This is a genomic window from Methanobrevibacter sp. (assembly GCF_051877095.1).
In the GTDB taxonomy this organism is placed as follows: Archaea; Methanobacteriota; Methanobacteria; order Methanobacteriales; family Methanobacteriaceae; genus Methanocatella.
This window is the reverse complement of record NZ_JBJEIO010000004.1, coordinates 79,714-105,498: the sequence shown is the minus strand read 5'-3', so window position 1 is coordinate 105,498 and position 25,785 is coordinate 79,714. Positions and strand designations below refer to the sequence as shown.

The following is a 25,785-nucleotide window of genomic DNA, read 5'->3' as shown; positions in this document are numbered from 1 at the left end:
GTAATTAATTATTTATATGTTGCTATCCTACTTAATAATATGTCATTTTTAAAATTTATTCTTAAAAATCCATTTAGGAGAAAAAATAGTGCGATTTTAGCTATTGTGGGCATTGCAATAGGAATTGTAGTTATTGTTGCTCTTGGTGGTATTACTGATGGATTGGTTAATACTTTTGAGGATACTATCCATGCAGGGGGTGCTGATTTTTCAATTTCTGGCAAAGAAACTGGTGATTCAGCATATGGAACCAATACAATTGATGCTGGTTGGACGGAAAAAATATCAAATGTATCTGGTGTAGATGAAGCATATCCAATTTATGTTGTTTTAACATCAGTGGGTGATGATTATATGAATACTCTCATTGGTATTGATTCAGAGGGAAGCAAACTTGCAGATATATCAATGAAAGAAGGTAGGATATTTGAAGATAATGCTTCTGAAGTTATTTTAGGTGAAATCTATGCTGAAGATAATAACTATTCTGTTGGGGAGGATATCAAAATTAATGGTGAAGACTTTGAAGTCGTTGGTATTTATGAAACAGGTGACCAAAGTATGGCTGGAGGAGTATTTACATCCATTTCTAAAGTTGGAGAGTTAATGGATGATAAAGATTCAATTTCTAACATTTATGTTAAAGTAGAAAAAGGGGAAGATCCTCAAACAGTCGCTGATAGAATTGATGCAAAATATGGTGATAATATCACAACAGTAACATCTGTTATGGAAATGACTCAAATGGCTGATATGTTAAATATGCTTCAAGCATCAACTTGGGCAATTTCACTTTTAGCTATTGTTGTAGGTGGTCTTGGTATCATTAATACAATGTTGATGTCTGTATTTGAAAGAACTCGTGAAATTGGTGTTTTAAAAGCTGTTGGTTGGTCAAATAAAAAAATTCTCACAATGATTATTGGTGAATCATTGGTAATTACAATAGTCTCAGCTATTATTGGTTCTTTAATAGGATTTACAGCTTGTACTATATTGGGTCCACAAATGGGAATAAATCCATTGTTTACTCCAAAAATATTTATTCAGGCTTTTACAATAGCGATTGTTGTTGGAATAATTGGAGGTTTATATCCTGCAATTAAAGCAATAAAACTTCCACCAACAGAAGCGTTGAGGTATGAATGAGGTGATTTAATGAATGCTGTAGAAATAAAAGAGTTATTTAAAAGCTATGAAAATGGTAAAATTAAAGCATTAAATGGAATTAATCTCACAATCAAACAAGGTGAATTCGTATCTATAATTGGTCCATCTGGTTCTGGTAAGTCCACATTATTAAACATGCTTGGAGCATTAGATGTTCCTGATTCTGGAAGTATTATTGTTGCAGGTCAAGATTTAAAAATATCTAAAAACTTAAATGAATTTAGGTCTGAAAAAATTGGATTTATTTTTCAGTTACATAATTTAATTCCAAATATTTCTGTTGTTGAAAATATTGAAATTCCAATGTATACTCAGAAATTATCTTCAAAAGATATGAGATCTCGTGCATTGAAGTTATTAGATGATGTTGGACTTAGCGAAAAATCAAAAATTTTACCAAATAAATTATCTGGTGGTGAACGTCAAAGGGTAGCTATTGCTCGTGCACTAGCAAACAATCCATCAATAATATTAGCAGATGAACCAACAGGATCACTAGATTCTAAGACAAGTAGTAAAATTCTTAAGCAATTAATTGATTTACATGAAGATAGTAATGTAACATTAATAATTGTAACTCATGATATGGATGTAGCTAAATTAGCAGATAGAGTTATTGAAGTTTTAGATGGTGAAATAATATCTGTAGGTGATGACTCTTTGATAAATAGTAAAATTGATGTTTAGATGATTCCATGAATCATCCTTAAAGCATCAAGTAATCCGTGGCTGTATTCAATACAACCGAATGCAGTCCTCATATCTTTTTTTTCAAGATAATATTTGGAATCATTCCAATAATCAATAGCTCTGTCATAAACTTCTTTTTCTTTTCCTTCAAAAGTAATGTCAGAAACCTGATTTAAATTTCGTTCTAATTTTGCAATATCTTTTGCTATTTTTTCAGGACTTTCAAGTTCAGTCATTTAATTGCCTCCAAACATGTAATATTCTTTGTCCAACAGTAAAGTAAGATAAAATTACTAAAATGTAAATAATGTATGTAAAGTAGATATCTCCTGTGAAGTATCCAATTATTGCTCCAACCATTAAAATAATCATACGAACGGCACGCTCTGCAATTCCAATATTACAGTTTACTCCTTGTGATTCTGCTCTTGCTCTTACATAACTTACACATATTGCAGAGTGGATTACAAGCACTCCAACAAACCAGTCACAGTAGCCTCCAAATATTATTCCAATGTAAATTATAGCATCAGCAAACCTGTCCATTGTTGAATCAAGAAAAGCACCAAACTTAGATGTTCTATTATGGTATCTTGCAACAGCACCATCAACAACATCTAAGAATCCTGAAAGCAAAATAGCTACGGTTCCCAAAATTAATAATTTCTTTGCAAATCCATAAGCTGCAAGAAGAGCAACAAATGGGGAGATTATTGTTACGATATTGGGGTTTATATTTAATCTTTTAGCAAATGGGTTTAATATTCTTGTTAAAAATGGTCTTAAACTTTGAAGCATAATTTATATATACAGATTTTATATAATATATGTTTTAGGTAATTTAAATGAAAATTTTAAAAACAAGTATTGATTGTCTTGATGAAAAAATAATTAATGAAGCTATTAATGTATTAACCGATGGTGGTGTTGTATTATATCCTACTGATACAGTTTATGGATTAGGTGCTAATATTTTTGATAAATATGCAGTAAGGAGAGTTTATAGTATTAAACAAAGAAGCTTATTAAAACCTTTTTCGATACTTGTTAAAGACATTGAAGCTATTAATTTAGTTGCAAAAGTTTCATTGGCTCAAAAAGAGATTTTAAATAAATATTTGCCAGGTCCATATACTTTTATTTTAAATAAATACAATATAGTTCCGAGAGGTGTTACAAGTGGATTAACTAATGTTGGTGTTAGAGTTCCCGATTGTGATATTGCTCGTAATCTTGCTAGAATTTTTCCAATAACTACTACTAGTGCTAATGTTTCTGATGATGAAATGTTATCTAATCCTAAAGAAATTTTAGAACAATTAAACTGTGATGTTGATTTAGTAATCGATGTTGGTGATTTGGATTCTAATGTTCCTTCATCTATCATTGATTTATCTGGAATTAAACCAAGAATAGTAAGAAAATAAACTATGATTCTTAAATTATATATTTTATAAAAAATATATAATCTTATTATGAAAGTATTAGCTAATTTGGAAGATTATCAGAAAATTCCATCAAACTCTGCTCTTGATGTGTTGTTAAGTGGAGGATTTGAGAAAGGGACAATTACTCAAATATTTGGACCACCTAGCTCCGGTAAAAGTAATATAACTTTATCAGTTGCGGTTAATGTTGCAAAATTTAATAAAAAAGTAATTTATATAGATACTGAAGGTGGAATTTCAGTTGATAGAATCAAACAGATTGCAGGTGCTGATTTTCCAAATGTTGCTAATAATATAATTGTTTTTGAACCAACAAGTTTTTTAGAACAAAATGACATTGTAAAGTCTATTTATACTTGGCTTAGGAATAATCATGATGATGTTGATTTAATTGTTTTAGATTCTGCTGTTGCATTGTATCGAGTAGATGAAATGAAATCATCTAAATTAAATAAAGAATTAGGTAAACAGATGGGTCTTTTATCTAAAATTGCAAGACAATATGATGTTGCGGTTATTTTGACAAATCAAATTTATAGTTCCTTTGATGATGAGGGAAATAATGATATTAAAGCAGTTGGTGGAACTATTTTACAGTACTGGAGCAAAGTAATAATTCAACTTGAGCGTGGTGATGAAATTAATCAAAGAGTTGCCACATTAAAACGCCATAGAAGTATCCCTGAAGGAAAACAAGCCTTTTTTTCAATTACTTCAAAAGGAATTATTTAGTTACTTTTATTAATAATTAATTATATATATTAATTTTGAATCGTTGAGTGATTTTTATGAGAACTAATTTTGATATAAAAAATCCAAAGAAAAAGTTTGAAAAAACTGAGAGGGTGCCCCCAAGGGGTTATGATAATGCAAATGACTTTTTCGAAGATATGTATATGGATGAAGATATGATTTGGATGGGTCAAAATACCAACCATTTACATGATGATACAATAGCTAATGCTATGATTGATGCCATTCATATGAAAACTTTTTGTAAATATCCAGCCCCAGAGGGATTTTCTGAACTCAAAAAATTAGTTTTAGAAGATTTAGGTTTTGAAGATAGAGAAATTTTATTAACTTCTGGTGCAACAGAATCTTTATACTTATGTATGCAAGCTCTTTTAACACCTAATGATAATGTAATATTATCAGATCCAGGATATTTCATTATAGGAGATTTTGCAAACAGATTTGCAAAAGAAGTGAGATATGTCCCTATTTATGACGAAAAATATGGTTATAAACTAACTCCTGATCTTTTAAGAGAGAATATGGATGAAAACACTCGTATGGTTATTTTAATTGATCCATTAAATCCTTTAGGTTCATCATACACTGAAGATGAATTAAAAGAATTTGCAGAAATTGCAAAAGAAAATAATATTTACCTTTTACATGATATTACTTACAAGGATTTTGCAAGAGAACATTTCCTTGTAGAAAATTATGCTCCGGGTCAAACTTTAACAATTTACAGTTTCTCAAAAATATTTGGAATGGCTGGTTTAAGAATTGGTGGGGTGGTATCCTCAAAACCAATAATTGATGCTATTAAAAATGCTGTTGTAAATGATTTAGGTGTAAATATCATTTCACAATATGGTGCTATTGCAGGTCTTAAATCAAAAGATAAGTGGTATGACAGCATGAGAGAAACTTGTTTTGAAAACCAAAGATTAATTAAAGAGATGGTTGATACAGTTGAGGGTATTTTCTTACCCGTTTATCCATCAGATGCTAATATGATGGTTATTGATATTTATGACACTGGTATTGATCCAAAAGATTTGTCCAATTACTTAATTAAAAAAGGAGTATTTACAAGAGAAGGAGAATATACTTCTGATGAATTTGGAGATAGATATTTACGTATAAGTTTCTCAATTCCAACAGAAGAAGTTAAAGTATTCTGTGAAGAATTCCCTAAAGCTATTGAAGCCTTAAGAAAATGATTAATAATGTTGATTTTGAGGGGTTTAGATATCACCAACCTCTCCCTGATTTTTATAAAAGTGATAATCCTTTAAATCCTAAAAGGAAAATTTCAGATGATTTACTCTTGGAGCTAAATGAATTAGCTAAAAAGTATAATTTCAGTGGAACCAGTTATGCTAAATTGTCTGATGAATTTAAAAAGGAATTTAATATTGATTTTGATAATGTAATTATTTTTAGACTTCTTATAGGAAAAGATTTAATAAGAATGGAATCTTCTAAAGAGAAGGGTAAATTAATGGATATTGAATTTCAAGAGTATGGAATTCATATTTATGAGCTTGCAGATTTTTTAAGGAAAAATGGATTTCAAGCAGATTTAATACATCCATTAGATGATAAATTAAGTTTAAGGGCAATAGCTATGCAGTCTAGGGATTGTATAATTACTAGAAGTAACATATGTTTATTTAAAGAAGGGGTGCATAATGGATTTTTCATGATTCATACGTCGATTGATAATTTACCACTTAAAAGCGAAAATGACATGTTATGGGTTAAGGAGTTCTGTTCAACTTGTGGTGTTTGTATTAAATCTTGTCCTGAAGATGCATTTGATGATAATGAAAAAATACTTCGAAAAGTTTGCACTGCTCATAAAGAAGGTTGTAGTGATTGTATTTTAAAATGCCCTTTCTTTAAAAGAGGTTATGATAAAGTTAAAAGAAGATATGATAGGATGAAAGTAGGTGAAAAAAATGAATGATAAGTTAGCTTTAGTTTCTTGTAGTGGTTTAAGTCCATTAGGTTTAGTTGTAAGAGCAGCGAGTGTTGAACTTGCTTTAGAAAATGAGAATATTGTTGCAGCATGTATTACTGAATATTCTGCACAACCAAATAATTGTTCTCCAATATTAGATGATGCAAAGATAGTTACTATAACTGGTTGTGGAGATGATTGTGCTTCTGTTATTTTAAAAGAGAAAAACATTGATTCAGTTAAAAACATTTCTGCTGATTCAATTGTAAAAGCTTATGATTTAAATCCATTAGATGCAGTTCGTTTAGATGAAGATGGTGAAAAAGCAGTAGCTATTTTGAAAAAATATATTTTAAATGAAATTGAGTCTATTTAAAAAGGAAGTTTATCTTTTCTTTTTTATGACTTCAATGTTTTCTAATTTTCCTATTTCTTTAATTTTATTATTTAAAAGAAGTAATATTATTTTCAGTGTTTTTTTGATTCCGTTTTCAGATCTTTGAAATAATTCTTCACTATTATTTTCGCATAAATCTGCATAAACATTTGTTGTGGTTGTTATTTCATAATTATCAGTTATTACAGATATTCCACCATGACCAATGCCTGCAGTAGTTCCAATAGCTATGTCACAATCAGTTAATTCTTTAACAGCTTTTGCCATTATTTTACTTACATTTTTATCCCCATTTTCGTCATAAACTTTTATGCCTTTAATTAATTTTTCTGGTTCTGGGGGATTTTTTACATTTAATATTTTCACTACAGCTTCAATTGTTGGGATAAACAAGCTACAAGTTACACTGAGATTATTATAGTCAAAATCACCAAATTGTTTTGGATTTTCAATGTAATCCCGTCCAAAAGAGTTTTCATAATTTTGAGCTAGTGCATGTAATTCTCTTCCAATTTTTCCGTGAGTAAAACATTCTGCAGTTGCTATTTTAATCATATTTATCTCTCAATAATTTTAATGAATTCATTGTAATTGTATTTGCAACTTCATCTAATGTATAAGGAGTTACTGGTTCGTTATCTCTAATTAACTTGTTTGTTGTTAAAATTAAATGATTTTCTGTTATTCCTTCTTTTCTTAATTCTTCAATAGCAGGGTTTGAATCATCATATTCTGAGATATCTTTAATTTCAATATTTTCATTTCCAAATCCGAAGATTCCTGCTGTTCCGATGGTTTTAGCACCATTTTTATGGGCATGTTTGATTATTTTAGCTGCTGTTGGGATTGTATTTCCTCCAGCAATAACTATAATAACAACATCTCCAGTTATTAAATCAAGATTGTCTTCATTAATGTATTCACAATAGCTTATGACTTCTCTAAATTCTTTTTCATGAGTACATAATTTTTTAAGGAATTCTGGTTTGAATTTTCCCATTTCAGCTCCTAAGAGCCCAAATATAATGTCTCCTCCGTCAATTTTTTGACCATCAAATGCTCCAATAACTTTTGGTCCGCCTCTGTGAACTTGTAATAAGTTAATTCCAATTCTCAAACCTAATCTTCCGCATCCAATCAAGTCAATTCTTCCATGAGGGACCTGTTTATCCTCCATTTTTTTAATTTCATCGTTTGTCATATCATTTCTCCATTTTTAATTCTTCAATAGGATTTTTATCAATTATCTCTATGTTAATATTAAGTTTTTTTAAGATATTGGCAAGAGCATATAATCCTGGCATTTCACTATCATGATGAGTTAAATCAATTAATGTTAAATTAAGATTTTTTGCAAGAATTGCAGTTTCCTGTGTTAAATCTCCTGAAATTAAAATATCTAAATCTTTTTGTTTTGATAGATTAATGTATTCAGGATTTTTAAGGCCAAAACCAGATATAATCCCCACCTTTTTTATGGTTTTCATATCATCTAAATCATTTACAATTCTTGTGTTTTTGAAATTGTTAATGATATTTTTTTTTAGTGAACTAAATTTCTGATTGAACTTGCAAATTCGTCCTATTTTTGTATTCTTATCAAGATAATCAATAACTTCTAAATTTAATGTATCTGCAAGTGCATCATTAGCTCCACCATCAATAATATCCCAATTTGAATGTATTGTGTAAGTTGGTGTTTTTGGGATGAATAATGGTGGATGATGAGTTATTATCAATGTATTTTCATTATTTTCATCATCTTCAGCTAATAAATCCATGTAAATTTTTATGGAGGTAATCTCTTGTGATAAATCATAATCTTTTGCATATCCTACATTATCAAAGTCTAATGCTAGTGATTTTGGTATTTCTTTATCTAAAAATTCAGTTATCTCTTTAAGCTTCATTTAAATCATTTTTGAATTAATCTTATCAAGTTCGTTCTTAATTAATTCATCTAAATTAAATGGATTAATTGTTGATGTTTTAAATGCATTTGTATTGATTAGTTCTATAAATTTGTCTATATTTTTTTCTTTAAAAATGACTTCTTCAAAAAAGCCCATTTCAGATGCACTGTATAAAACACCTTCTTTTCCCTGGCAAATATTTAATAAATTAGTTAAAATACCTATTGTTAGAGTCATTGTTCCGGATGTCTTTGCATTTATTCCAGTAGTCTTTAAAATAGCTTTATTTGGTGATTTAACAGCATTTAATCTTTCATGAATATTATTTTTTTCTTTTAAAAGAATATCATTGTTTTCGCCAACTGGATCTTCTATTATAAATGCTTCAACATCCATTTTAGATGATTGATTAACATTAATTCCACCAAATCCTGTTGTATCGATGACAATATCTCCAGAATAGATTAAGTCAAGATTTGATGAAAAATTAATTTCATTTTCTAATTTTCCTCCAAGTTCAGTATGCAATAACTCTTCTAAATGTGGATAAATATCAATCAATAATATATTTTCATATTTTTTACTTAATCTTTTAACAATTCCAATGCCTGTTAGATAAGTTCCAATGACGACTATTTTAGTATTTGTATCAATATTCAAACCTTCAATATAATTAAAAATAGCATTTGACTTTTTTGAAATAATATTGTTAAAAATGTCAATTAGTTTAGTTTCAGATTTAATTGTTAATACTTCAGAAGTTATTCCTGTATCTATATTCATTATTTAACCCTCAAAAAACCGATTTTTTCAAGTGCTTCGCAAGCTTCATCATAAACTGCCTCTTCAATGGTTTTTTCATGGATTAAATGGGATGGGGAAGTTCCAGCAGTTAATATTCTTCCTTTGTTATCAATAAAAATAAGTAATGATCCAGAGCCTGGAATTCCTAAACGGCCTCTGGCTATTATTAAATCAGCATCACTTTGATCAAGTGCAATATATGCTTTAGCAAGAGCAGGTATCCTACTTGTATCTGCAGTATTTGTATTTACTTGAAGTATTTTAGCTTCAGGCAATCCATAGTTTTTTAAAACATTATTCAATACTTCAACTTTAATTCCATTTTTATTTGGTATATATATTTTTTTAGCATTTTTAATGTACTCTTGAATCTCTTTGATTTCTTCAAGTGTATCTCCGAATCTACAATTGTTTTGAGATTCTTCAAATGCATTTTTTATCATTCTTTCAAATGCCATATTATCATTTTATTTTAAAAAAGAGATTATATAGTTTGAGGTGTCAAACCTAATTTTTCAATTACACTAATAACTTCAGAATAGTTTCCATATTCTGGTGATCCAACTCCTTTTACTTCTAAAGGATAATTGTCTGCAATGACTGTTGCTAAATTATTAGCTCCAGCTTTTAGTGAATATTCTACATTTTCAGGTCCAATAGTTGGGGTTGGCATTGTGATTCTAATATTTGGATACATTATGCGTGTAATTGCAACAATTTTTAACTGTTCTTTTAATGGGAATGGTGGGACATTTTCCATAGGAGTTTCATTGTAAGGATTAAATCCCATAATTGGTATTTCTTCAAGGGTTTCAAAGTTATTTAAGAAACGTAAATGTTTTATTCTATCTTCAGGACTTTCTCCGATTCCTAATAGTAATCCTGATGATAATCCAATTCCTGTATCACTTATTAATTTACAAGTTTCAATTCTTTGTGAAAGTGAATCTCCAGGTTTTGTTTTTCTAAAAATATCTTCATTTATTGTTTCTAAATTACAACAAATGGTGTCTACTCCAAGTTCTGCAAGTTTTTTAACGGACTCTGGAGTTAAATCGCCACCAACATTAACTAATACTTCTAAATTGGTGTTTTCTTTAATGATTCTACATGCATTTACAGCTTGTTTTCCATTATATCCATATCCTCCGGAGCAACTTACTCTTGGAATATGGGCTTCGTTAATGGATTTTGCAGCTTTTAAAATCTCTTCGTTACTTTTATAAAATGCATTATAATATCCTTTTGAGGAAGTTTCTTCAGCAAATCCGCAGTATTTGCATCTTGGTTTAATTTGACATTTATTGGTGATGTGAACTGTAGATGTTAATTTTATTGTTTTTGATTGATTATTTCTTATTTCAGCGGCTATTTTGAACAATTTTTCTAAGGTATCATTGTCATTTATTTTTAACAATTCTAAAAATTCTTCATCAGTTAATTTTTCGCCTTGTTTTGCTTTTTTTAAAATTTCCTCAATCAATTTAACACCTAACTTTAATCTAATTAATTATATAAATTTGAATTTATTCTTACAATTAAAAAATAAGTTAATTGTTGATAAAAATCAACAATCACAACTTATTCTGTTTATTCTTCTTTACCTAAGTAATCTAATACGGTAGGAACGATTTCAGCTAATGATCCAAAGTTCATTGAGTCAGCAGTACCGGTTAATGCAGATGGTGCTAATGCATCATCCATTTTGGAGATACCTTCTTCGTTCATTAATGCGGTTACTTGGGTTAAAGCTTCGTTTGCCATCATTTGTGCGAAGTCAGCAGGTGCACCTAAAATTTGGGTAACAGTGTCTCTGTATGCTAAAATACCAGCGTAGGTAATAGCAGTTACTGCTGAACACATGTCACATACTGGACCTAATAAGTTTGCAGGTAAGGTGTATGCTGCGCTTCTTGCTTTGGTACCTAAGTCTAATAAAGTATCGATAGAAGCTTGGTCTGCGTATCCTTCTGCGATGTATACTTGTCCTTTCATTTCTGGTACTGCACCAGGGTGGTAGGAAGCTACATTTACGTTTGCACCTAATTCGGTGAAGATGTCATTGAATTTGGTGGTTGGAATGGTACATGCGTGAGTTAAGATAGCACCATCTTTTAAGTTGTCTGCAAATTTTTCGATGATTTCTTTTTGCATTCCACCTTTTGGTAACCAGGTCATTACCCAGTCAGCGTCAGCTACTGCTTCAGCATCATCGTTAACACATTTCATACCTAAATCTTCTGGGTGAGTAAAGTGAATAGCACCTTTAGCTGGTTTTGGAACTGTTTCAGCTAATTTACCTACTTTTTCTCTGATAGCAGGCATTACTTCTTCAGGGTTTCCTGCTTTGTGTGCTGCAATTACTTCTGCGTAATCGAAATCATCTACTACAGTGAAATCTCCATCAAATACTGGGTCAGATACAACTACTTCATCTACACCAGCTAATTCTAATAATTCTGCACCCATTTCAATGGTAGAGTGGGTCATAGAAATATTTTCTTTTCCGGTTGCTTCTGCAACTTCTACAGCTCTTGAGAAGTTGGTAATTCCACTTGCAGCATGAGTTCTGTAACATCCTGCACCTAAAATTGCTACTTTCATTTTTTTGTCTCCTTATATCTGCTCTTTTAAATAAAATATATTTAAAAGGGTTACTACATGGCGTTTAAGTAAACTGTATTTATCACTAAAATTATGGTAGTTTATGCCATATAGTAATACATTATATTTAATAAATGAAATTATTTAAATCTTTACATTATGTTTCATTGAGTATTATTTTTCCTGTTTTATTGTCATTTTTAGTAATAATGATGTTACTTTTTTGTTAGTTTAAACCAATTTTTTATTACTTTTTTATTTGAAGAATTCTTTGTTTTAGTTACTTATCAAAACTTATTTATTTAAGATTTCACTGAAACTATATTAATTATAATTTTAGGAGTAAATTCTCATGTATGATTTAATTAAAAAAGCAGTTTATGATGATGAAGCTGCGATTGAAATATCAAAAATGGATAAAGATATAACTTCTGTTGTTGATGCAATCTCAGAACTCTCTTTAGAAGAAACAATGAAATTGGGGATGCAATTTAAAAGATTTCCTTTAGGTTGTGATTTAACTGAAGTTGTTGCAGGAACATGTGCTTCTGATTTGGAACTAATGGAATTATTAGGAAATTGTAGATTAGCAGACATGATTGGAGCACCAATCCATATTTGTGCATATGCCTTTGCAGATATTGGTGAAAAATTCGGAATGAAAGGCGTAGACGTTATGAGAAAAGTTCATGAAAATGTCGATGTTCCTCTTGATTTAGATCATTTCGGAGAGAATGGTGCAATGAGACTGCCTAAAAACATTAGTGGATGTGGTGGTGAATGTTATAATAATGGTCCGGCATTTACAGAATGTCCTAGGGGAAGAATTCATGAAAGATTGATTGATAAGGAATTATCTGAAAAAGAAGATAAAGAAGAATGGATTAAGATGTCTTCTTCTGTTGCAGTTAATGTTACTAGTGAACAAACAGGTGATGGTCATGCTGCACCATTGAGAGAAGCCGAAGATATTGCTAAATTAGCTAAAAAATATGGTAGAGGTTTAGAATCCATCATGTTTGTTGGGGATGGTTATGATGAGGTGATAACTGGGTTTGAAAAATCTATTGAGATTGGTGCTGATGTTATTGTAATTGAGGGAGGTCCTTTTAACAGATGTGAAAATACTACAGAATCCTTTGCAAAAACAGTTGCAGCTGCAAGAATTTTATCCCCTGGAAAGGTGGTTGCTACTAATGGGGCTTATGAACATGAGGTAAGAGCAGGTCTTAGATCTGGTTTAAATATGATAATTACAGGGTTCCCGAAAAATCATCATGGATATATGTGTGGATATGAGCCAGGAACTGCTAGAAGGGGAAAATTTGGACTTCCAAGAATTATTCAAATCATCAATGAAGAATTCCCAAATAGGGGTCTTCCAGTTCAAAAACATGACTTATTATCATTAGCTACTGCTGTTAAAATTGCAGGACCTGATTATGTATATCCAAGAAAAATTGGAAATTACCATGTTGGTGATGCACATTGGGCAACTTTAGTTAATTCTAGAATGTATGATAATATTGAGTTAAAACACACATTAAGTGATATTGTTGATTTAGCTAATGGAAACACAATAGCACTACATGGTGGAAGATTTATTTCATGGGTAATTGCAAATGAATTAGATAATCATGTTGATGAAATTATAATTTCAGATGTTGATAATTGGGTATTGAAAAATACTGTTGATAATTTACAGGATGCTTTGAATGCAACTATTATTGCTGAACCGGATGATAAAATTGCAGCTAAATCTGCTGATTTTTCAATTGCATCATCAACTATGATTCCTGTTAAAGAGAATATATTGAAAAAAGTTCCTAATGCTTTAACAATAGTTTAATTAGGCTTTTTTTATTTTTTTTATTTTTTTCATTTTATTGTGGGATGTTATTCTTAGTTATTTAATAATATTTTTTATTAAAAAAATATTATTTTATATAGTATTATTTTTATAAAAAGTATTACTTAATTTTATTTAATAGTTTTAATCTGTTTTTTTTAATTTTAATGTTCTTTTTATTTTTTATTTTATCAAATAACATATTTTCTTTTTTTATTTATTGAATAATGAAATTTTAAATTTTATTTTAGAATTTTAAGTCAATTAGAATATTTCATGAATTATTATTTTTTTTAAAAAAAGAGCATAGAATACTTATTTTCTATTATATGGGATTATAAACTTTTTATTCTTTATATAGGTAAATTATGTAAGTTAATTTTTATTTTAAGTCCTAATTTAGGATAATCTAATTTAATAACATTTATATGTTTATTACTAGTGAATGAGGTATAAGATTAGTAATTCTGATTTTATTAATCTTAGTAATTTGTAATTATTTGTTGTAAATAATTGGAGAGAGTAACATGGAAATTACTGTAGAAAAAATAGCAATGATTAGAGAAAGTTGCAACCCTAAAAATCAAAATTTAAATTTAGACATTGATTGGTCTGTGGAATATACAAATACTGATCAAAATGATATAAATTATGATATTATTTTAAAATCTGCAGATTTTTTTAATTTAAATTTTAAAATCGAGGGATTAATTATCTTGGGGGATTTTGAAAAGTTTAGTAGGCAAGATTGTTCTCAAATAATTTTCCATCATGCATGTAATATGTTAATGAATATGATTTCATTAACTAAACAATCAAGTTATGATTTATTAAAAGAAGAGATTATACAGTAAATTTGGTGTTGCTTTAAATATTTTGGTGATGTATTATGTTTGAAATTAAACATACGTTATGTCCATCATGCAGTGTTGGCTGTGGTATTAACGTGATTTTAGATAATGGAGAAGTTGTTGGAACATTTCCATTTAAAAGACACCCTATTAATGAGGGTAAAAACTGTTTAAATGGAAGATCCTCTACTGATATTATGAAAAATAAACTAACATTTGATTCAAAATTGTTAGATGATGTTGTTGAAAAATTAAAATCTTGTAATAAAGATAAAGTTACTGTTGTTTTTTCTGGAAGCAATTCTAATGAAGATTTAGAAGTTATTAAAGGGTTGTGTGATGCTCAAGGTTTTAATATTTTAGCATATGCGGATAATTTGAAAAATTTTGATTCTATAGTTACATATGATGATGTTGAAAAAGCAGAGAAAATTTTTATAATTGGAAATATTTTATATGAAAATGCATTACTTGGAAGACGCATTGTTCATGCTAAAAAAATGGTGCAAAAATTTTTGTTAATGATACTTTAGAAAATACTCCAACAGCTAATATTGCTGATGAATTCACTTCAACTTCTGTTAAAGAATTTTTAGAGGCAAATAAATTAAATATTGATGATAATTCTATAATTATATTTAATAAGGTTGATTTTTTTGAAGATTTGGATGTAATTGAAGCTACTTTTTCTAAACTATTACCAGTTTATAGTAAATCTAATACTAAAGGTGCTTTGAATATTGTTGATGCAATATCTAAAGAGGATGCTTTAGAATTATTGAATAATACTGAAGTTTTACTTAATTTCAATGATGATATTATAAACGATTTTGACTTTGATTTCAAGTCAATTCCTCAAGTGATTACATTTGCTGTTGCTGAAAATGATACAACTAGAATTTCTGATATTGCAATACCAATTAAATCTTGGTTAGAAACTGATGGAACATTCACTAATGCTGAAGGATTAACACAAGACTTCATGGCTGTTTGTGAATCAGATAACATGAGTATTGGCGAAATCATTAATAGATTAAATGGATGAGGTGATTCTTATGAGTTATGTTTTAGCTAAATCTAAAGATAGTGCAATTCTTGAAGCAGGGGAATGTGGTGGTGCTGTAACTAGTATCTTCAAATATTTATTGGATGAAGGTATTGTTGATGGAGTATTAGCAGTACGTCCTGGTGTAGATATTTATGATGGTGTTCCTACATTAATTACTGATTCTGAAGATTTAATTTCTACTGCTAGTTCTTATCATTGTGCTCCAACATTAATGACTGATCTTATTCAAACATATTTTGCAGATAAAAAAATTGCAGTTTCTGTAAAACCATGTGATATAAGATCAATGGATGAAATGATGAAAAGACACAAGATAAACCCGGATAATGTTTATACTGTAGGTTTAAATTGTGGAGGTACTGTTTCTCCGATTACTGGACGTCAAATGATTGACTTATTTTATGATATTAACCCAGATGATGTAGTAAGTGAAGAAATTGACAAAGGACAATTTATTGTTGAACTTGCTGATGGTACTGAAAAAGGTGTTAAAATACATGATTTGGAAGAAGAAGGATATGGGAGACGTAACAACTGTCAAAGATGTAGTGTAAAAATTCCTAGAAAAGCAAATATTGCATGTGGGAACTGGGGAGCAGAAGACGGATGGACTTTCATAGAAATTAACGATGAAAAAGGACAGGAATTAATTGATGCTGCAAGAAATGCAGGATATATTGAAACTAAAAATCCATCTGAAAAATCAATTGAAGCAAGGTCTAAAGTGGAAGGCATTATGATTAAAATGTCTGAAAAAGTGCAAGATGCAACATATGTTGATACTGTTGCAATGGAAGATTGGAATAGATGTATTGGATGTTATGCATGCCGTGATATTTGTCCTGTCTGTTGGTGTTTTGAAAACTGTGAATTGAATAAGCCTTACTTTAAAGATGAGCTTAACATTCCACCAAGTCCAATTGCTTTCCAAGGAATAAGACTTTCTCACATGAGTTTCAGTTGTTGTAACTGTGGACAATGTGAGGATGTATGTCCTATGGATATTCCTGTTTCATTAATTTTTGATAAAATGCAGAAAAAATATTGTGAAAGAACTGGTTATGTAGCTGGAGTTACAGATGATATTAAACCTCCATTATATAGTCCAGAAAAAACTGAATTATGAGGTGTTTTTATGTCTGATGATTTAAAAATTGTAGGTTTATTATGTAACTGGTGTTGTTATGGTGGAGCAGATACTGCAGGAACTGCACGTATGCAATATTCACCAAATATTAGAATTATTCGTGTAATGTGTTCTGGAAGAATTAACCCATCTATGATTTTCAAAGCATTTCAAGAGGGTGCTGATGGAGTATTTGTTGGAGGATGTCACATTGGGGATTGTCACTATGATGCTGGAAATTATAAATGGTCTAGGAGATCTAAGATTGTTGAGGATATTCTTGAGGAATTTGGTATTGAAAAAGAAAGATTCCGTCATGAATGGATTTCAGCATCTGAAGGTGAAAAATTCCAAACAACAATAGAGGGATTCCATAAAACCCTAACAAAACTTGGGCCTTTGGAATTAGATAAATAACCGAATATTCATTTGTAAATAGCTATTGATTTAGCTATTTACTGTCACTTATTAAATTGTCTTTCTAAGATTGTGGTTGGCTACTAATGTTAGAAAGATAGTTAAAATAGAGAATATTTTGATTATTTTTCAATTAGTTATTTTATATTAGTTTATTCATCATTAGTCAGGTAATATTGCTGTTGGCATAATCAGTTAATATTATTCAATTTATCCATCAATGTAAGATAATTAATAAAATAAAAAGAGATTTATATAATATTATATGGGTTTCTTTCACTGTCTACAATAGCTATTGAAGCAATCTCCATTTTCTACTGCTTTTAATAGCTATTTTTTTATTTTAATTTATTACTTTTTTTATAATTATTTATTACATATGATAGTATTATTTTTATTTAAAGTATTACTTTTTTTATTTCTTTATTATTTACGTTGTATGTTGTTGTAATTTAATTGAATGGATTATTTTTAATAAAATAAATTTTTAATGGTATTTTAAGGTTTATTGGGGTGTTATATATTTTATTTTCAAAATTAGATTAATTTTAACAATATTTTTAGTATTATTTTTTTTCAATAAAGTGATTATATTTTTTATTTTCTTTAATGGAAAGTACTGTGATGTTTTTTAGGAGAATAATTGGTATTTCTATTTCTTTTTTTAAATTTAAGCAGCAATTTAATCTAAATAATTTTAATAATATTTATATTGTTATTACTAGTTAGTATATTATAGATTATCAGATTTCCTCTCTGATAATTTATATGCTTGTCCCTCAATTAACTAATAGCATATAACTAGTAAATAGCTAGAGATAGCTATTTACACTCTATCTTCAATTTCATAATATGAAATGATTATTGATATGGTAAAAATATTATTGCTTGAAATATTCATGAAAAAAATAATTTGTATTCATTATCAGCCATATGTTTATAGAATTAGACTATTTTTTAATATAGAATAAGTGAATAATATTCTTGAAAAATAGTAATTAAAGTAATTCAATCACTTTAATTTCTATTTAAACTTTTTTTTAAAATTAAATAGACATCTGTTGGATTTGTTATTTCTTCAATCCAACTTGTAAGTATGATGTCTATTGGTCTAGATAATAATATTCTCCTTTTTCTTTTTGTTCACGATCTTTATAACTGTCAAGTTTATTTACTCTAGGTCTTTTTGTTTCTTTATCCCGTCTAAATGTAATATTGAGATTTCCTAAAAATTCGTTCATTGCATTTCTAAGGTCTGTTGGTTTAGATGCATGACCATTTAAACCTGGAGTTCCATTGAATACCATTGCTCTATCGGATATATAATCGATAAATACAATATCGTGATCAACTATAAGTGAAGCAGCATTTCTACTTTCAACCATTTTACGTATAACTCTTGCAGCTATTAATCTTTGTTCAACATCTAAAAAGGCAGTAGGTTCATCGAAAAGATAAATTTCAGCATCTTTTGATAATGTTGCAGCAATAGCTAATCTTTGAAGTTCTCCTCCACTTAATCCATTAACTGGTTTATCTAACATTTCATCAAGAGTTAGTGGTTTCATAATTTCACTATTGAAGATTTTACTGCCGAAACTTGGTGCGTTCATGTATAAAAAGTCACTAACAGTGCCTTCAAAGTTGGAAACTATGTATTGTGGTTTGTATGCAATAGTTACATCTTCATTAACTTCTCCAATGGTTGGATCTTCAACACCTGCAAGTATTTTTGCAAAAGTGGTTTTACCAATACCGTTTGAACCGAATGCAGTTATAATTTCATCGTAAAAGATTTCACCGGAATCAGCTGATAATTTAAATCCGTCATAATCTTTGCTTAAATCAGAATAACTTGAAAGTACATCACCTTCGTCTTCAGGAGTCGGTGGTCTTATTGTAAATTCAATAGGTGTTTTTCTAATTCTTACATTTTCTTCTGCTAAAAATCCATTAATATAAGCATTAATTCCTAAACGAACTCCTTTTTTCCCAGATACAACACCATATCCTCCAGGTTTACCATATAAAATATGTATATTGTCAGATAAAGCATCTAATGTAGCAAGGTCGTGTTCAATAACAAGTACACTTTTATCTTCTTCTGCTAAAGAACGAATTACTTTCACTGCGTTTAATCTTTGGGACACATCAAGCCAGGAAGTAGGTTCATCGAAGTAATAGAAGTCACCTTCTCTTAAGACAGTTGCAGCTATTGCAACTCTTTGGAGTTCTCCACCACTTAGGTTTTCCATTTTTCTTTCTAATACATTTTCAAGTTGTAATTCTTTTGTAACGTACTCAAGTTTATCTCTTTCATTTACATTTGTGAGTAAATCCTTAACCTTACCTTTTACAACTTTTGGAAGTTGGTCAACCATCTGTGGTTTTAATATGGTTTTGATATTACCTTGGGATAAATCTTTGAAGTATTTTTGAAGGGATGATCCTTTATAAAATTCAATTACATTATCCCAGTTTTCGGGTTTATTTTCAAAATCTCCAAAGTTAGGAATTAAATTTCCTGATAAGATGTTCATAATTGTGGATTTGCCAATACCGTTTTGTCCAAGAAGACCTAGAACAGTCCCTTCTTCTAATGTTGGAAGTCCAAACAATTCAAATTGATTTTGACCAAATCTATGGATTGGTTCTCCCACGGCTTCAGGTAAATTAATAATTGTAATTGCATCAAAAGGACATCTATTTGTACATATGCCGCATCCTTCACATAATTCTTCAGATATCAACGGTTTTTTAGTGTCTTCATCAATTATTATGGTGTCTTCATCCATTCTAACACCTGGACAATAATTAATACAAAGATAATCACATTTTTTAGGTTGACATCTATCTTTGTCTAAAATTGAAATACGAGTCATTATTATCTCCTTATAAATATAATCATAAGTAATTATGTAAATTATTATATTAAAATTTTACAATAAATAGGTTAATTTTTTAATATACAAATTAAATATGTAATAATGATATCATGAAACAGGTTATAATTACTTAATAAAATAAGTACAAGTTTTCAGAAAAATACTTCCCAAATGCTCTCTGTAACCTACAATATAATATGAAGAGGGAGTAAAATGAAAACCATGAAAACAGAAGATATACTTCACCAAGTATATTCTGAAAGAAGAAGTAGTCAAAGTACACAAAACAGTTACAATAGGGCAGTAACATATTTTGAAAAACATGTCAACAAAACACTTGGGGAAGTAATTACCATCGCAGAAACTGAAGAAACAAATAATATAAGTTGGAAAAACAGCACATTAAAACCATTATTAGTGAGTTATAGGGCATATTTATTTGATAAATATCAAGAACGAACTGCAGACCTATATTTCACAGCATTAACCACTGTTTTTAGACATTTTGAAATACAAATTGGAAATTTACCCTACTTCAGTAGAAAAAATATCAATCGTGCTAAAAAAATTAAACCCGGACAATTGCCAGATCGTGAATTATTAAAACAAGTAATTGAACTAAAAAACCCATTAATAAAAGCATTCACATTATTTGTTTCATCAAGCGGATTATCACGAATAGATGCTTTAAATCTAACAGTAAATGATTATTTAAAAGCCACTTATCCCTATCATAAAAGTAATGATATTTACGAAGCAATAGTGATTATGAAAGAATCTGAAGTAGATATAATTCCTTGTTTTGAAGATTTAGTAAGGCAAAAGACAAAAAAAGAATATTTTACTTTTTGCAGTCATGAAGCTGTAAATGCAATAAACAATTATCTTATGAGTAGGACTGATGATTACAACAAGAGAAGTAAGTTGTTTAAAATTAATGAGAGGTATTTATCAAAAATATTTAAAGAAATTAATGATCATTTAGGGTTAGGTACTGCAGGACCGTATAGTAGATTTGCTCCGCATATGCTTAGAAGATATCATGCTACACAATTAGCTGAAGCTGGATTAAGTGGGGACTTAATTAATCTTTTAGAAGGGAGAAAAGTTTCGGGAGTGCTGCATGAATCATATATAAGAATTAAACCTGAGGTTTTGAAAAAAGAATATATCAAGGCATTACCTTTTTTAGTTGTTGAAGATGTTGAACAAATACGAACTGAGTTGGATGTTGTTAAAAGTGAAAAAGAGCATTTGGAGTCAGAGAATGTTGAGTTGAAAAAACAGTATGATGAAACTAATAAAAGAATGGATAATTTGGAAAAATTAGTTTTAGGGGGAATTGATTCTGAAAAATTGGAGAGATTGCACAAATTGTTATAGTTTTTAATTTTTGTTGAACATGCCAAAAATGAACACAGTGTATTTTAAGATTTAGTGGTGAATAATATTCAGACTTTAATTAAAAATACTAAACAAACAAAGGTCAATATTAAAATAAAATGAATAGAAAGCTTTATTAATACATTACTCCAAATAATAAAGTAGCTATCAAATAAAAAAATAATGAAAGTTGGTGGAGCCATTGGAATTTGAAGAAAAACTAAAAATTTTCACTTCAAATATAAAAGAAAAATTAAAACATATTGATACTGAAGAAACAACAAAAATCGCCTTAATAACTCCATTTCTTCAATTAATGGGATATGATACAACAAACCCTGCAGAAGTAAGAGCAGAATACATTGCAGATGTTGGATCAAAAAGAGGCGAAAAAATAGACTTAGCAATCCTAAGTGATGATGCTGAAATAATACTCATAGAATGTAAATCAGCACATGTTGAATTATCTTCTGAACATTTATCTCAATTATATCGTTACTTCAACATCACCGATTCTGAAATAGGCATATTAACAAATGGAATCAAATATCAATTTTACACAGACTCAATTAAACCTGGGCAAATGGATAAATCTCCATTTTTTGAAGTGGATTTATTAAACCTTAATGATAAAGACATACATGAATTAAATAAATTCACAAAATCAAATTTTGACATTAGTAAAATTAAATCTAAAGTTGATGATTTAAAATATGCTCATGACATTCATAAAATAATAAGTAGTGAAATTGATTCTCCTTCAGAAGAACTTGTAAAAGTAATCACAAAACAAGTTTATGATGGAGTAATCACACAAAATGTACGTGATAAATTCTATAAAATAATTAAAAACGAATTTAAAGAAGTTATCAGTGAAAAAGTTGAAATTAGATTAAATAATGCGCTTGAACAAAACAATGAAGATTATGTACCAGTATTAATTGAAAATGATGATGGTATTATAACTACAAATGAAGAGTATGAAGGGTATTATATAGTTAAATCCATTGCAGCTAAAATAATAAATCCTGAAAGGATATATTTACGTGACTTCAAAAGTTACTGTAATGTATTATTAGATGATAATAAATATTATCCGATAGCTAGACTGTATTTTAATAACATTCATAGGTTAAGAATAAGTTTATTTGATGGATTTGAGAAAGCTGGAAAAGGCCGTAAAAAATGGAAATCATACAATATTAATAATATTAATGAAATTTATAATTATGAACAAGAAATAATAAAAACAATAAATATTTACTTAAGAGAAATAAAAAAGAAAAAGTAATGTTTTTGTAGTAATAGATTGGGATCGTAGATGCGCCAACATCTCACCCAACCAGGTTACAAAAAATAGTTCACAGGACAGTGAGACCATAGTAACCATATGTAATTTCTATAATAAAAACTATTTAAATTTATCCTATGCTGAAATAAATAGTCCTACAGGAAGTAGGTTGTATTTGACATTGTTAGCGATAGCTATCTTTATTTTTAACGTATTATTTGAGAAAAAAAGAGGTAATTATGAAGATCTGGCTTTATTAACTTCAACAGTTATTTTATCTTCAATAATTACTTTCCAGTGTAATGAGTCACCTTGTTCTAATTCTAATAATTTTAAAATTTCTTGGGGGACAACAGATCTCATTGAGTTGGGTCCTCCTTTGCTTAATTTTGTAGTGTATTCTAAAATAGGCATACCTCCATTTTTATTATTCTTGTATTATATATTCTATTCAATAAGGTATATATATTTACCTTTTAAATTACTTATTAAAGGTAATTATAATAACCTTTATATATTAGGAGTTTCATAATTATAATTACAAAATTAAAATTATTTTCAAAAGCGCCAACTTTTGAAAATAATAATGGACAGTGAGATAATGAAAAGATTTGATGAAAACGTAAAACAACAGTTAGAAACTGCAGATCTTATTGATGCAGTTTTAGAAATCGGATGGAATTACCTTCAAGCTAAAAAAGAAGGAGTCTTGGAGGGAGTAGAATGAGTATTTACTCCACTACTGATGTGTATCCAGGTGATGTGGATACTTCTATGTGTGAGCAATGTGGTTTTGATTGTGATGTTTACGAATATTGTAAACAAACTGCAATTAAAGACTATGATCTTCAAGACCAGTACCTTTATGATGTTCTTGAACAGAAAGGGTATGGTGGTTGTAAATTAAAAGTGGAGAAGATTCATGGTAAATCATGGTTAGTCTTATATCCATTTAGCAATGCTTATGTTATTGCTGAGAAATGCAATATGGAATTATGTTGTCCTGTTGTGCCTCTAAAAACCAAGTATACTATGGGTGTTCCTGGTTTGAATGTGAGTAATTGTTATACTCAATTATTAGAAGTGATTGATCAACTCAGTGATATTGACTTACCAATTTCTTATGATAAAGTGGTGAGTGTGGATGATATGTATGAGTACTGCAGAACACAGTACCCTGATACATTCCAGCATTGTCTTGAATTAAACATACAAGATAAGGCTGAGGTGATTAATCTTGTTGATGCTTTAAATCATCTTGGGTTAAGAATTGTTACTTCTGCTGGAGAAATTACTGGGTATATCCCACCTGAAGAGGAGCTGGTTTTATGAACCATTCTTCATTATTTTTCACTAAAAAGGATGCTCCAGCTAGATTAGGGAAAGTAGAGGATTGTCCCTCTTTATCTTTTTCTTCTTTATGTTATGGTTGTATGAGTGTTGCATCTATTCTATTAATTATTTTTGTTAATTTAGGAGGGTTCTAGGATGAATGTGACTATTCCTATTCAGGACAAAAGTCAAAGGCAGGATATCATTATGATTTATGGGAATCCAGGTACTGGTAAAACTACCAGTGCATGGAAATATTGCAAAATGAAAGGATACAATCCAATAGTATTGGATGTCAATAATACCAATCATACTAGTATGCCTAACTTAGACATTGATTTTAGCAAAAATCATGTGTACATCCTTAAAGAGTTAACTAGATGGATTCCCTTGTTAGCTAAAAGTGAGTATGATACTATTGTTATTGAAGATACCGGACGTTTGATTGATTCAAAACTTACTCCTGCAAAAGCAAATGAAAAAAACAAGTTTGCTAGATGGGAAGTAAGAGCTACTGCAATGAATCAGTTAATCGATTGTCTTGTTAAATCCAAAATGAACATCATCTTTATTGGTCAAAGCGATATGATTATCAAAGACCATGAGAACAAAGACGATAATGAAACCTATAGTAAACCAGTAGTCGAAATTAACAGTATTGTGAACTGGGCTTACTACACTTACAAACCCGATGAATCAACATATAAATGGACTTGTACAAAATATCGTAATTCTCCAGGAGTGTTATGCGAATGAACACTCCAACTATTATTTTTGCAGATAATGAGGGGATATTATTCGAAGTTCCCTCAAGTACTGATCCATCTGAGAAATATACTGTTTCATGGGATTTTGATAATGGATGGTTATGTACTTGTCCAGGTTGTTTAAAAGGAGGGCATTTATGTAGGCATATACTTGCTTGTATTGATTTCATGAAATTTGTTGACATGAGTTTATTAGATGATCCAACAGTATTTACAGGGGAGGTATCTGTATGAGAACTGGTGATGATTTCCCTGAGGTGGTTAGTGGTAGGGTTACTGCTAGAGCTAAAAAGTTGATGGTGGAATATGGTTTCACGGTTAGGGATGCTGTGGAGTGGTATTTGATTTATATGGTGAATCCGAAAAAGCGTAAAGAAGTAGATAAAATTATTTTGCGTGAGGAGATTAATTCTTTGAAGATGGATTTAATTGCAAAGGAGATGCAATTGGAAGAGTTGGATGGGGATTAGAATGGAGTCTAGGAATAATAAGAAGAAGGTTAGTATTAGTGTTGATCCTGATATTTGGGAAGATGCTAAAATTAAACTAGGTAATTGTAGTCAGTTTATTGAGAGTCAACTTGAGATGTATCTTGGTAATGATTTGTCTGAAGAGCGTGAGGTGCTTAAGCTTATTGAGGAGAAGAATGCTGAGTTAAGTGTTTTGGAAGGTAAGTTGTGTAAATTGCGTGAGGCTCGTTTGTCTAAAGTTAACGATATGGATATTTTTGAGGCCCCAATGGTTAGTATTAATAGGATTCATGGTAATTTGGGTCATGTTGGTAAGAATCAGATTAAGAGGTTTGCTAGTCAGAATAATGTGCCGTATGATGCTTTGTTGGAGCATGTTGTTAGTGAGGGTTTACGGGTTGTGAATTTTGCTGAGGTGAGAAAATAATGTTTACAAATTTGTATACGTTTGAACGGACATATATTCGAAAATTGGTATGGATAAGTATGGATATCCATACTAGTATGGATAAATTTTTCATAATTTAACCGTTTAGGTGTATACATTTTTGTTTACAATTATTATTATTATTATTATTATTATTATTATTATTATTATTATTATTATTATTATTATTA

33 protein-coding genes are annotated in these 25,785 nt (G+C 29.5%); 22 read left to right on the top strand and 11 right to left on the bottom strand.

All coding sequences use genetic code 11. The features are described from left to right. The first annotated feature begins 39 nt into the window (after positions 1 to 39). Both ACI389_RS02565 and ACI389_RS02560 read left to right on the top strand, forming a co-directional pair. The gene (locus ACI389_RS02565) at positions 40 to 1,149 is read left to right on the top strand and encodes an ABC transporter permease (RefSeq protein WP_439779983.1); all 1,110 of its coding nucleotides are present in this window, start codon (positions 40 to 42) and stop codon (positions 1,147 to 1,149) included. 9 nt (positions 1,150 to 1,158) lie between these two features. Then, positions 1,159 to 1,857, top strand: coding sequence for an ABC transporter ATP-binding protein (locus ACI389_RS02560; RefSeq protein WP_439779982.1), 699 nt, complete (start codon positions 1,159 to 1,161; stop codon positions 1,855 to 1,857). Here the strand turns inward: ACI389_RS02560 and ACI389_RS02555 are convergent. Beyond that, positions 1,854 to 2,096: a DUF357 domain-containing protein gene (locus ACI389_RS02555; RefSeq protein ID WP_439779981.1), complete on the bottom strand. Its 243-nt coding sequence runs from the start codon at positions 2,094 to 2,096 to the stop codon at positions 1,854 to 1,856. The two genes, ACI389_RS02560 and ACI389_RS02555, sit on opposite strands and share 4 nt — an antisense overlap. Next, on the bottom strand, positions 2,089 to 2,658 hold the full coding sequence (pgsA, locus tag ACI389_RS02550; protein ID WP_439779980.1) for an archaetidylinositol phosphate synthase: 570 nt from the start codon (positions 2,656 to 2,658) through the stop codon (positions 2,089 to 2,091). The genes ACI389_RS02555 and pgsA overlap by 8 nt, the downstream gene beginning before the upstream one ends. Positions 2,659 to 2,705: 47 nt before the next feature. Between pgsA and ACI389_RS02545 the strand changes: the two genes are divergently transcribed. From ACI389_RS02545 to ACI389_RS02525, 5 genes are read left to right on the top strand one after another with little or no spacing between them, the layout of a single operon-like run. Continuing rightward, the gene (locus tag ACI389_RS02545; protein ID WP_439779979.1) at positions 2,706 to 3,287 is read left to right on the top strand and encodes an L-threonylcarbamoyladenylate synthase; all 582 of its coding nucleotides are present in this window, start codon (positions 2,706 to 2,708) and stop codon (positions 3,285 to 3,287) included. 48 nt (positions 3,288 to 3,335) lie between these two features. Continuing rightward, positions 3,336 to 4,040 carry a DNA repair and recombination protein RadB gene (gene radB / locus ACI389_RS02540; RefSeq protein ID WP_439779978.1) on the top strand — a complete coding sequence of 235 codons (705 nt, stop codon included), beginning with the start codon at positions 3,336 to 3,338 and terminating at the stop codon, positions 4,038 to 4,040. A 56-nt stretch (positions 4,041 to 4,096) separates the two neighbouring features. After that, entirely contained in the window at positions 4,097 to 5,266 is a 1,170-nt protein-coding gene (locus ACI389_RS02535) for a pyridoxal phosphate-dependent aminotransferase (protein WP_439779977.1), read from the top strand. Next, positions 5,263 to 6,015, top strand: a complete 753-nt coding sequence (locus ACI389_RS02530) for a ferredoxin (RefSeq protein ID WP_439779976.1) — start codon at positions 5,263 to 5,265, stop codon at positions 6,013 to 6,015. Before ACI389_RS02535 ends, ACI389_RS02530 begins: the two co-directional genes overlap by 4 nt. Further along, positions 6,008 to 6,385: a putative zinc-binding protein gene (locus tag ACI389_RS02525; protein WP_439779975.1), complete on the top strand. Its 378-nt coding sequence runs from the start codon at positions 6,008 to 6,010 to the stop codon at positions 6,383 to 6,385. Before ACI389_RS02530 ends, ACI389_RS02525 begins: the two co-directional genes overlap by 8 nt. 9 nt (positions 6,386 to 6,394) lie before the next feature. Here ACI389_RS02525 and ACI389_RS02520 read toward each other — a convergent pair whose 3' ends face one another. From ACI389_RS02520 to hmd, 7 genes are all read right to left on the bottom strand, one after another. Further along, positions 6,395 to 6,961, bottom strand: coding sequence for a UPF0254 family protein (locus tag ACI389_RS02520; RefSeq protein ID WP_439779974.1), 567 nt, complete (start codon positions 6,959 to 6,961; stop codon positions 6,395 to 6,397). Then, complete coding sequence (locus ACI389_RS02515) at positions 6,954 to 7,607, bottom strand: hypothetical protein (protein WP_439779973.1); 654 nt, start codon at positions 7,605 to 7,607, stop codon at positions 6,954 to 6,956. The genes ACI389_RS02520 and ACI389_RS02515 overlap by 8 nt, the downstream gene beginning before the upstream one ends. Before the next feature lies 1 nt (position 7,608). Beyond that, a complete protein-coding gene (locus tag ACI389_RS02510) occupies positions 7,609 to 8,316 on the bottom strand; it encodes a Nif3-like dinuclear metal center hexameric protein (RefSeq protein WP_439779972.1) in 708 nt (235 codons plus the stop codon). Next, a complete protein-coding gene (locus ACI389_RS02505; protein ID WP_439779971.1) occupies positions 8,317 to 9,102 on the bottom strand; it encodes an SAM-dependent methyltransferase HcgC family protein in 786 nt (261 codons plus the stop codon). Continuing rightward, positions 9,102 to 9,581 carry a DUF3236 domain-containing protein gene (locus ACI389_RS02500; RefSeq protein ID WP_439779970.1) on the bottom strand — a complete coding sequence of 160 codons (480 nt, stop codon included), beginning with the start codon at positions 9,579 to 9,581 and terminating at the stop codon, positions 9,102 to 9,104. The genes ACI389_RS02505 and ACI389_RS02500 overlap by 1 nt, the downstream gene beginning before the upstream one ends. A 26-nt stretch (positions 9,582 to 9,607) precedes the next feature. Further along, positions 9,608 to 10,606: a 5,10-methenyltetrahydromethanopterin hydrogenase cofactor biosynthesis protein HmdB gene (gene hmdB / locus ACI389_RS02495; protein WP_439779969.1), complete on the bottom strand. Its 999-nt coding sequence runs from the start codon at positions 10,604 to 10,606 to the stop codon at positions 9,608 to 9,610. A 107-nt stretch (positions 10,607 to 10,713) separates the two neighbouring features. Beyond that, entirely contained in the window at positions 10,714 to 11,727 is a 1,014-nt protein-coding gene (gene hmd, locus ACI389_RS02490) for a 5,10-methenyltetrahydromethanopterin hydrogenase (protein ID WP_439779968.1), read from the bottom strand. 352 nt (positions 11,728 to 12,079) lie between these two features. Here hmd and hmdC point away from each other — a divergent pair, with 352 nt between their 5' ends. From hmdC to ACI389_RS02460, 6 genes are all read left to right on the top strand, one after another. Beyond that, entirely contained in the window at positions 12,080 to 13,576 is a 1,497-nt protein-coding gene (gene hmdC, locus ACI389_RS02485; RefSeq protein WP_439779967.1) for a 5,10-methenyltetrahydromethanopterin hydrogenase cofactor biosynthesis protein HmdC, read from the top strand. Positions 13,577 to 14,103: 527 nt separating this feature from the next. Beyond that, positions 14,104 to 14,430 carry a pilus assembly protein gene (locus tag ACI389_RS02480; protein WP_439779966.1) on the top strand — a complete coding sequence of 109 codons (327 nt, stop codon included), beginning with the start codon at positions 14,104 to 14,106 and terminating at the stop codon, positions 14,428 to 14,430. A gap of 35 nt (positions 14,431 to 14,465) precedes the next feature. Then, a complete protein-coding gene (locus tag ACI389_RS02475; RefSeq protein WP_439779965.1) occupies positions 14,466 to 14,960 on the top strand; it encodes a hypothetical protein in 495 nt (164 codons plus the stop codon). 131 nt (positions 14,961 to 15,091) lie between these two features. After that, positions 15,092 to 15,472, top strand: a complete 381-nt coding sequence (locus ACI389_RS02470; protein WP_439779964.1) for a molybdopterin-dependent oxidoreductase — start codon at positions 15,092 to 15,094, stop codon at positions 15,470 to 15,472. A 4-nt stretch (positions 15,473 to 15,476) separates the two neighbouring features. Beyond that, positions 15,477 to 16,622: a Coenzyme F420 hydrogenase/dehydrogenase, beta subunit C-terminal domain gene (locus ACI389_RS02465; RefSeq protein WP_439780055.1), complete on the top strand. Its 1,146-nt coding sequence runs from the start codon at positions 15,477 to 15,479 to the stop codon at positions 16,620 to 16,622. Positions 16,623 to 16,631: 9 nt separating this feature from the next. Then, complete coding sequence (locus tag ACI389_RS02460; protein ID WP_439779963.1) at positions 16,632 to 17,039, top strand: hydrogenase iron-sulfur subunit; 408 nt, start codon at positions 16,632 to 16,634, stop codon at positions 17,037 to 17,039. A gap of 1,103 nt (positions 17,040 to 18,142) precedes the next feature. On the opposite strand, the gene ACI389_RS02455 is transcribed toward ACI389_RS02460, so the two are convergent. Next, a complete protein-coding gene (locus ACI389_RS02455) occupies positions 18,143 to 19,921 on the bottom strand; it encodes a ribosome biogenesis/translation initiation ATPase RLI (RefSeq protein WP_439779962.1) in 1,779 nt (592 codons plus the stop codon). A 216-nt stretch (positions 19,922 to 20,137) separates the two neighbouring features. Between ACI389_RS02455 and ACI389_RS02450 the strand changes: the two genes are divergently transcribed. Together ACI389_RS02450 and ACI389_RS02445 are read left to right on the top strand one after the other, a co-directional pair. Then, entirely contained in the window at positions 20,138 to 21,307 is a 1,170-nt protein-coding gene (locus ACI389_RS02450; protein WP_439779961.1) for a tyrosine-type recombinase/integrase, read from the top strand. Between the two features lie 202 nt (positions 21,308 to 21,509). Beyond that, a complete protein-coding gene (locus tag ACI389_RS02445; protein WP_439779960.1) occupies positions 21,510 to 22,598 on the top strand; it encodes a type I restriction endonuclease in 1,089 nt (362 codons plus the stop codon). A 237-nt stretch (positions 22,599 to 22,835) separates the two neighbouring features. Here the strand turns inward: ACI389_RS02445 and ACI389_RS02440 are convergent, their stop codons facing one another. Then, positions 22,836 to 23,012 carry a hypothetical protein gene (locus tag ACI389_RS02440; RefSeq protein WP_439779959.1) on the bottom strand — a complete coding sequence of 59 codons (177 nt, stop codon included), beginning with the start codon at positions 23,010 to 23,012 and terminating at the stop codon, positions 22,836 to 22,838. A 172-nt stretch (positions 23,013 to 23,184) separates the two neighbouring features. Between ACI389_RS02440 and ACI389_RS02435 the strand changes: the two genes are divergently transcribed. The 7 genes from ACI389_RS02435 to ACI389_RS02405 are packed head-to-tail and all read left to right on the top strand — an operon-like array spanning position 23,185 to position 25,594. After that, positions 23,185 to 23,325 carry a hypothetical protein gene (locus ACI389_RS02435; protein WP_439779958.1) on the top strand — a complete coding sequence of 47 codons (141 nt, stop codon included), beginning with the start codon at positions 23,185 to 23,187 and terminating at the stop codon, positions 23,323 to 23,325. Continuing rightward, the gene (locus ACI389_RS02430; protein WP_439779957.1) at positions 23,322 to 23,930 is read left to right on the top strand and encodes a hypothetical protein; all 609 of its coding nucleotides are present in this window, start codon (positions 23,322 to 23,324) and stop codon (positions 23,928 to 23,930) included. Before ACI389_RS02435 ends, ACI389_RS02430 begins: the two co-directional genes overlap by 4 nt. Further along, on the top strand, positions 23,927 to 24,085 hold the full coding sequence (locus tag ACI389_RS02425; RefSeq protein WP_439779956.1) for a hypothetical protein: 159 nt from the start codon (positions 23,927 to 23,929) through the stop codon (positions 24,083 to 24,085). Before ACI389_RS02430 ends, ACI389_RS02425 begins: the two co-directional genes overlap by 4 nt. A 1-nt stretch (position 24,086) precedes the next feature. After that, complete coding sequence (locus tag ACI389_RS02420) at positions 24,087 to 24,686, top strand: AAA family ATPase (RefSeq protein WP_439779955.1); 600 nt, start codon at positions 24,087 to 24,089, stop codon at positions 24,684 to 24,686. Further along, positions 24,683 to 24,931, top strand: a complete 249-nt coding sequence (locus ACI389_RS02415; protein WP_439779954.1) for an SWIM zinc finger family protein — start codon at positions 24,683 to 24,685, stop codon at positions 24,929 to 24,931. The genes ACI389_RS02420 and ACI389_RS02415 overlap by 4 nt, the downstream gene beginning before the upstream one ends. Beyond that, positions 24,928 to 25,167, top strand: coding sequence for a hypothetical protein (locus tag ACI389_RS02410; protein ID WP_439779953.1), 240 nt, complete (start codon positions 24,928 to 24,930; stop codon positions 25,165 to 25,167). Before ACI389_RS02415 ends, ACI389_RS02410 begins: the two co-directional genes overlap by 4 nt. Next, positions 25,127 to 25,594 (top strand): hypothetical protein, encoded by a 468-nt coding sequence (locus tag ACI389_RS02405; protein ID WP_439779952.1) that lies wholly within the window; start codon positions 25,127 to 25,129, stop codon positions 25,592 to 25,594. Before ACI389_RS02410 ends, ACI389_RS02405 begins: the two co-directional genes overlap by 41 nt. The last annotated feature ends 191 nt before the right edge of the window (positions 25,595 to 25,785 follow it).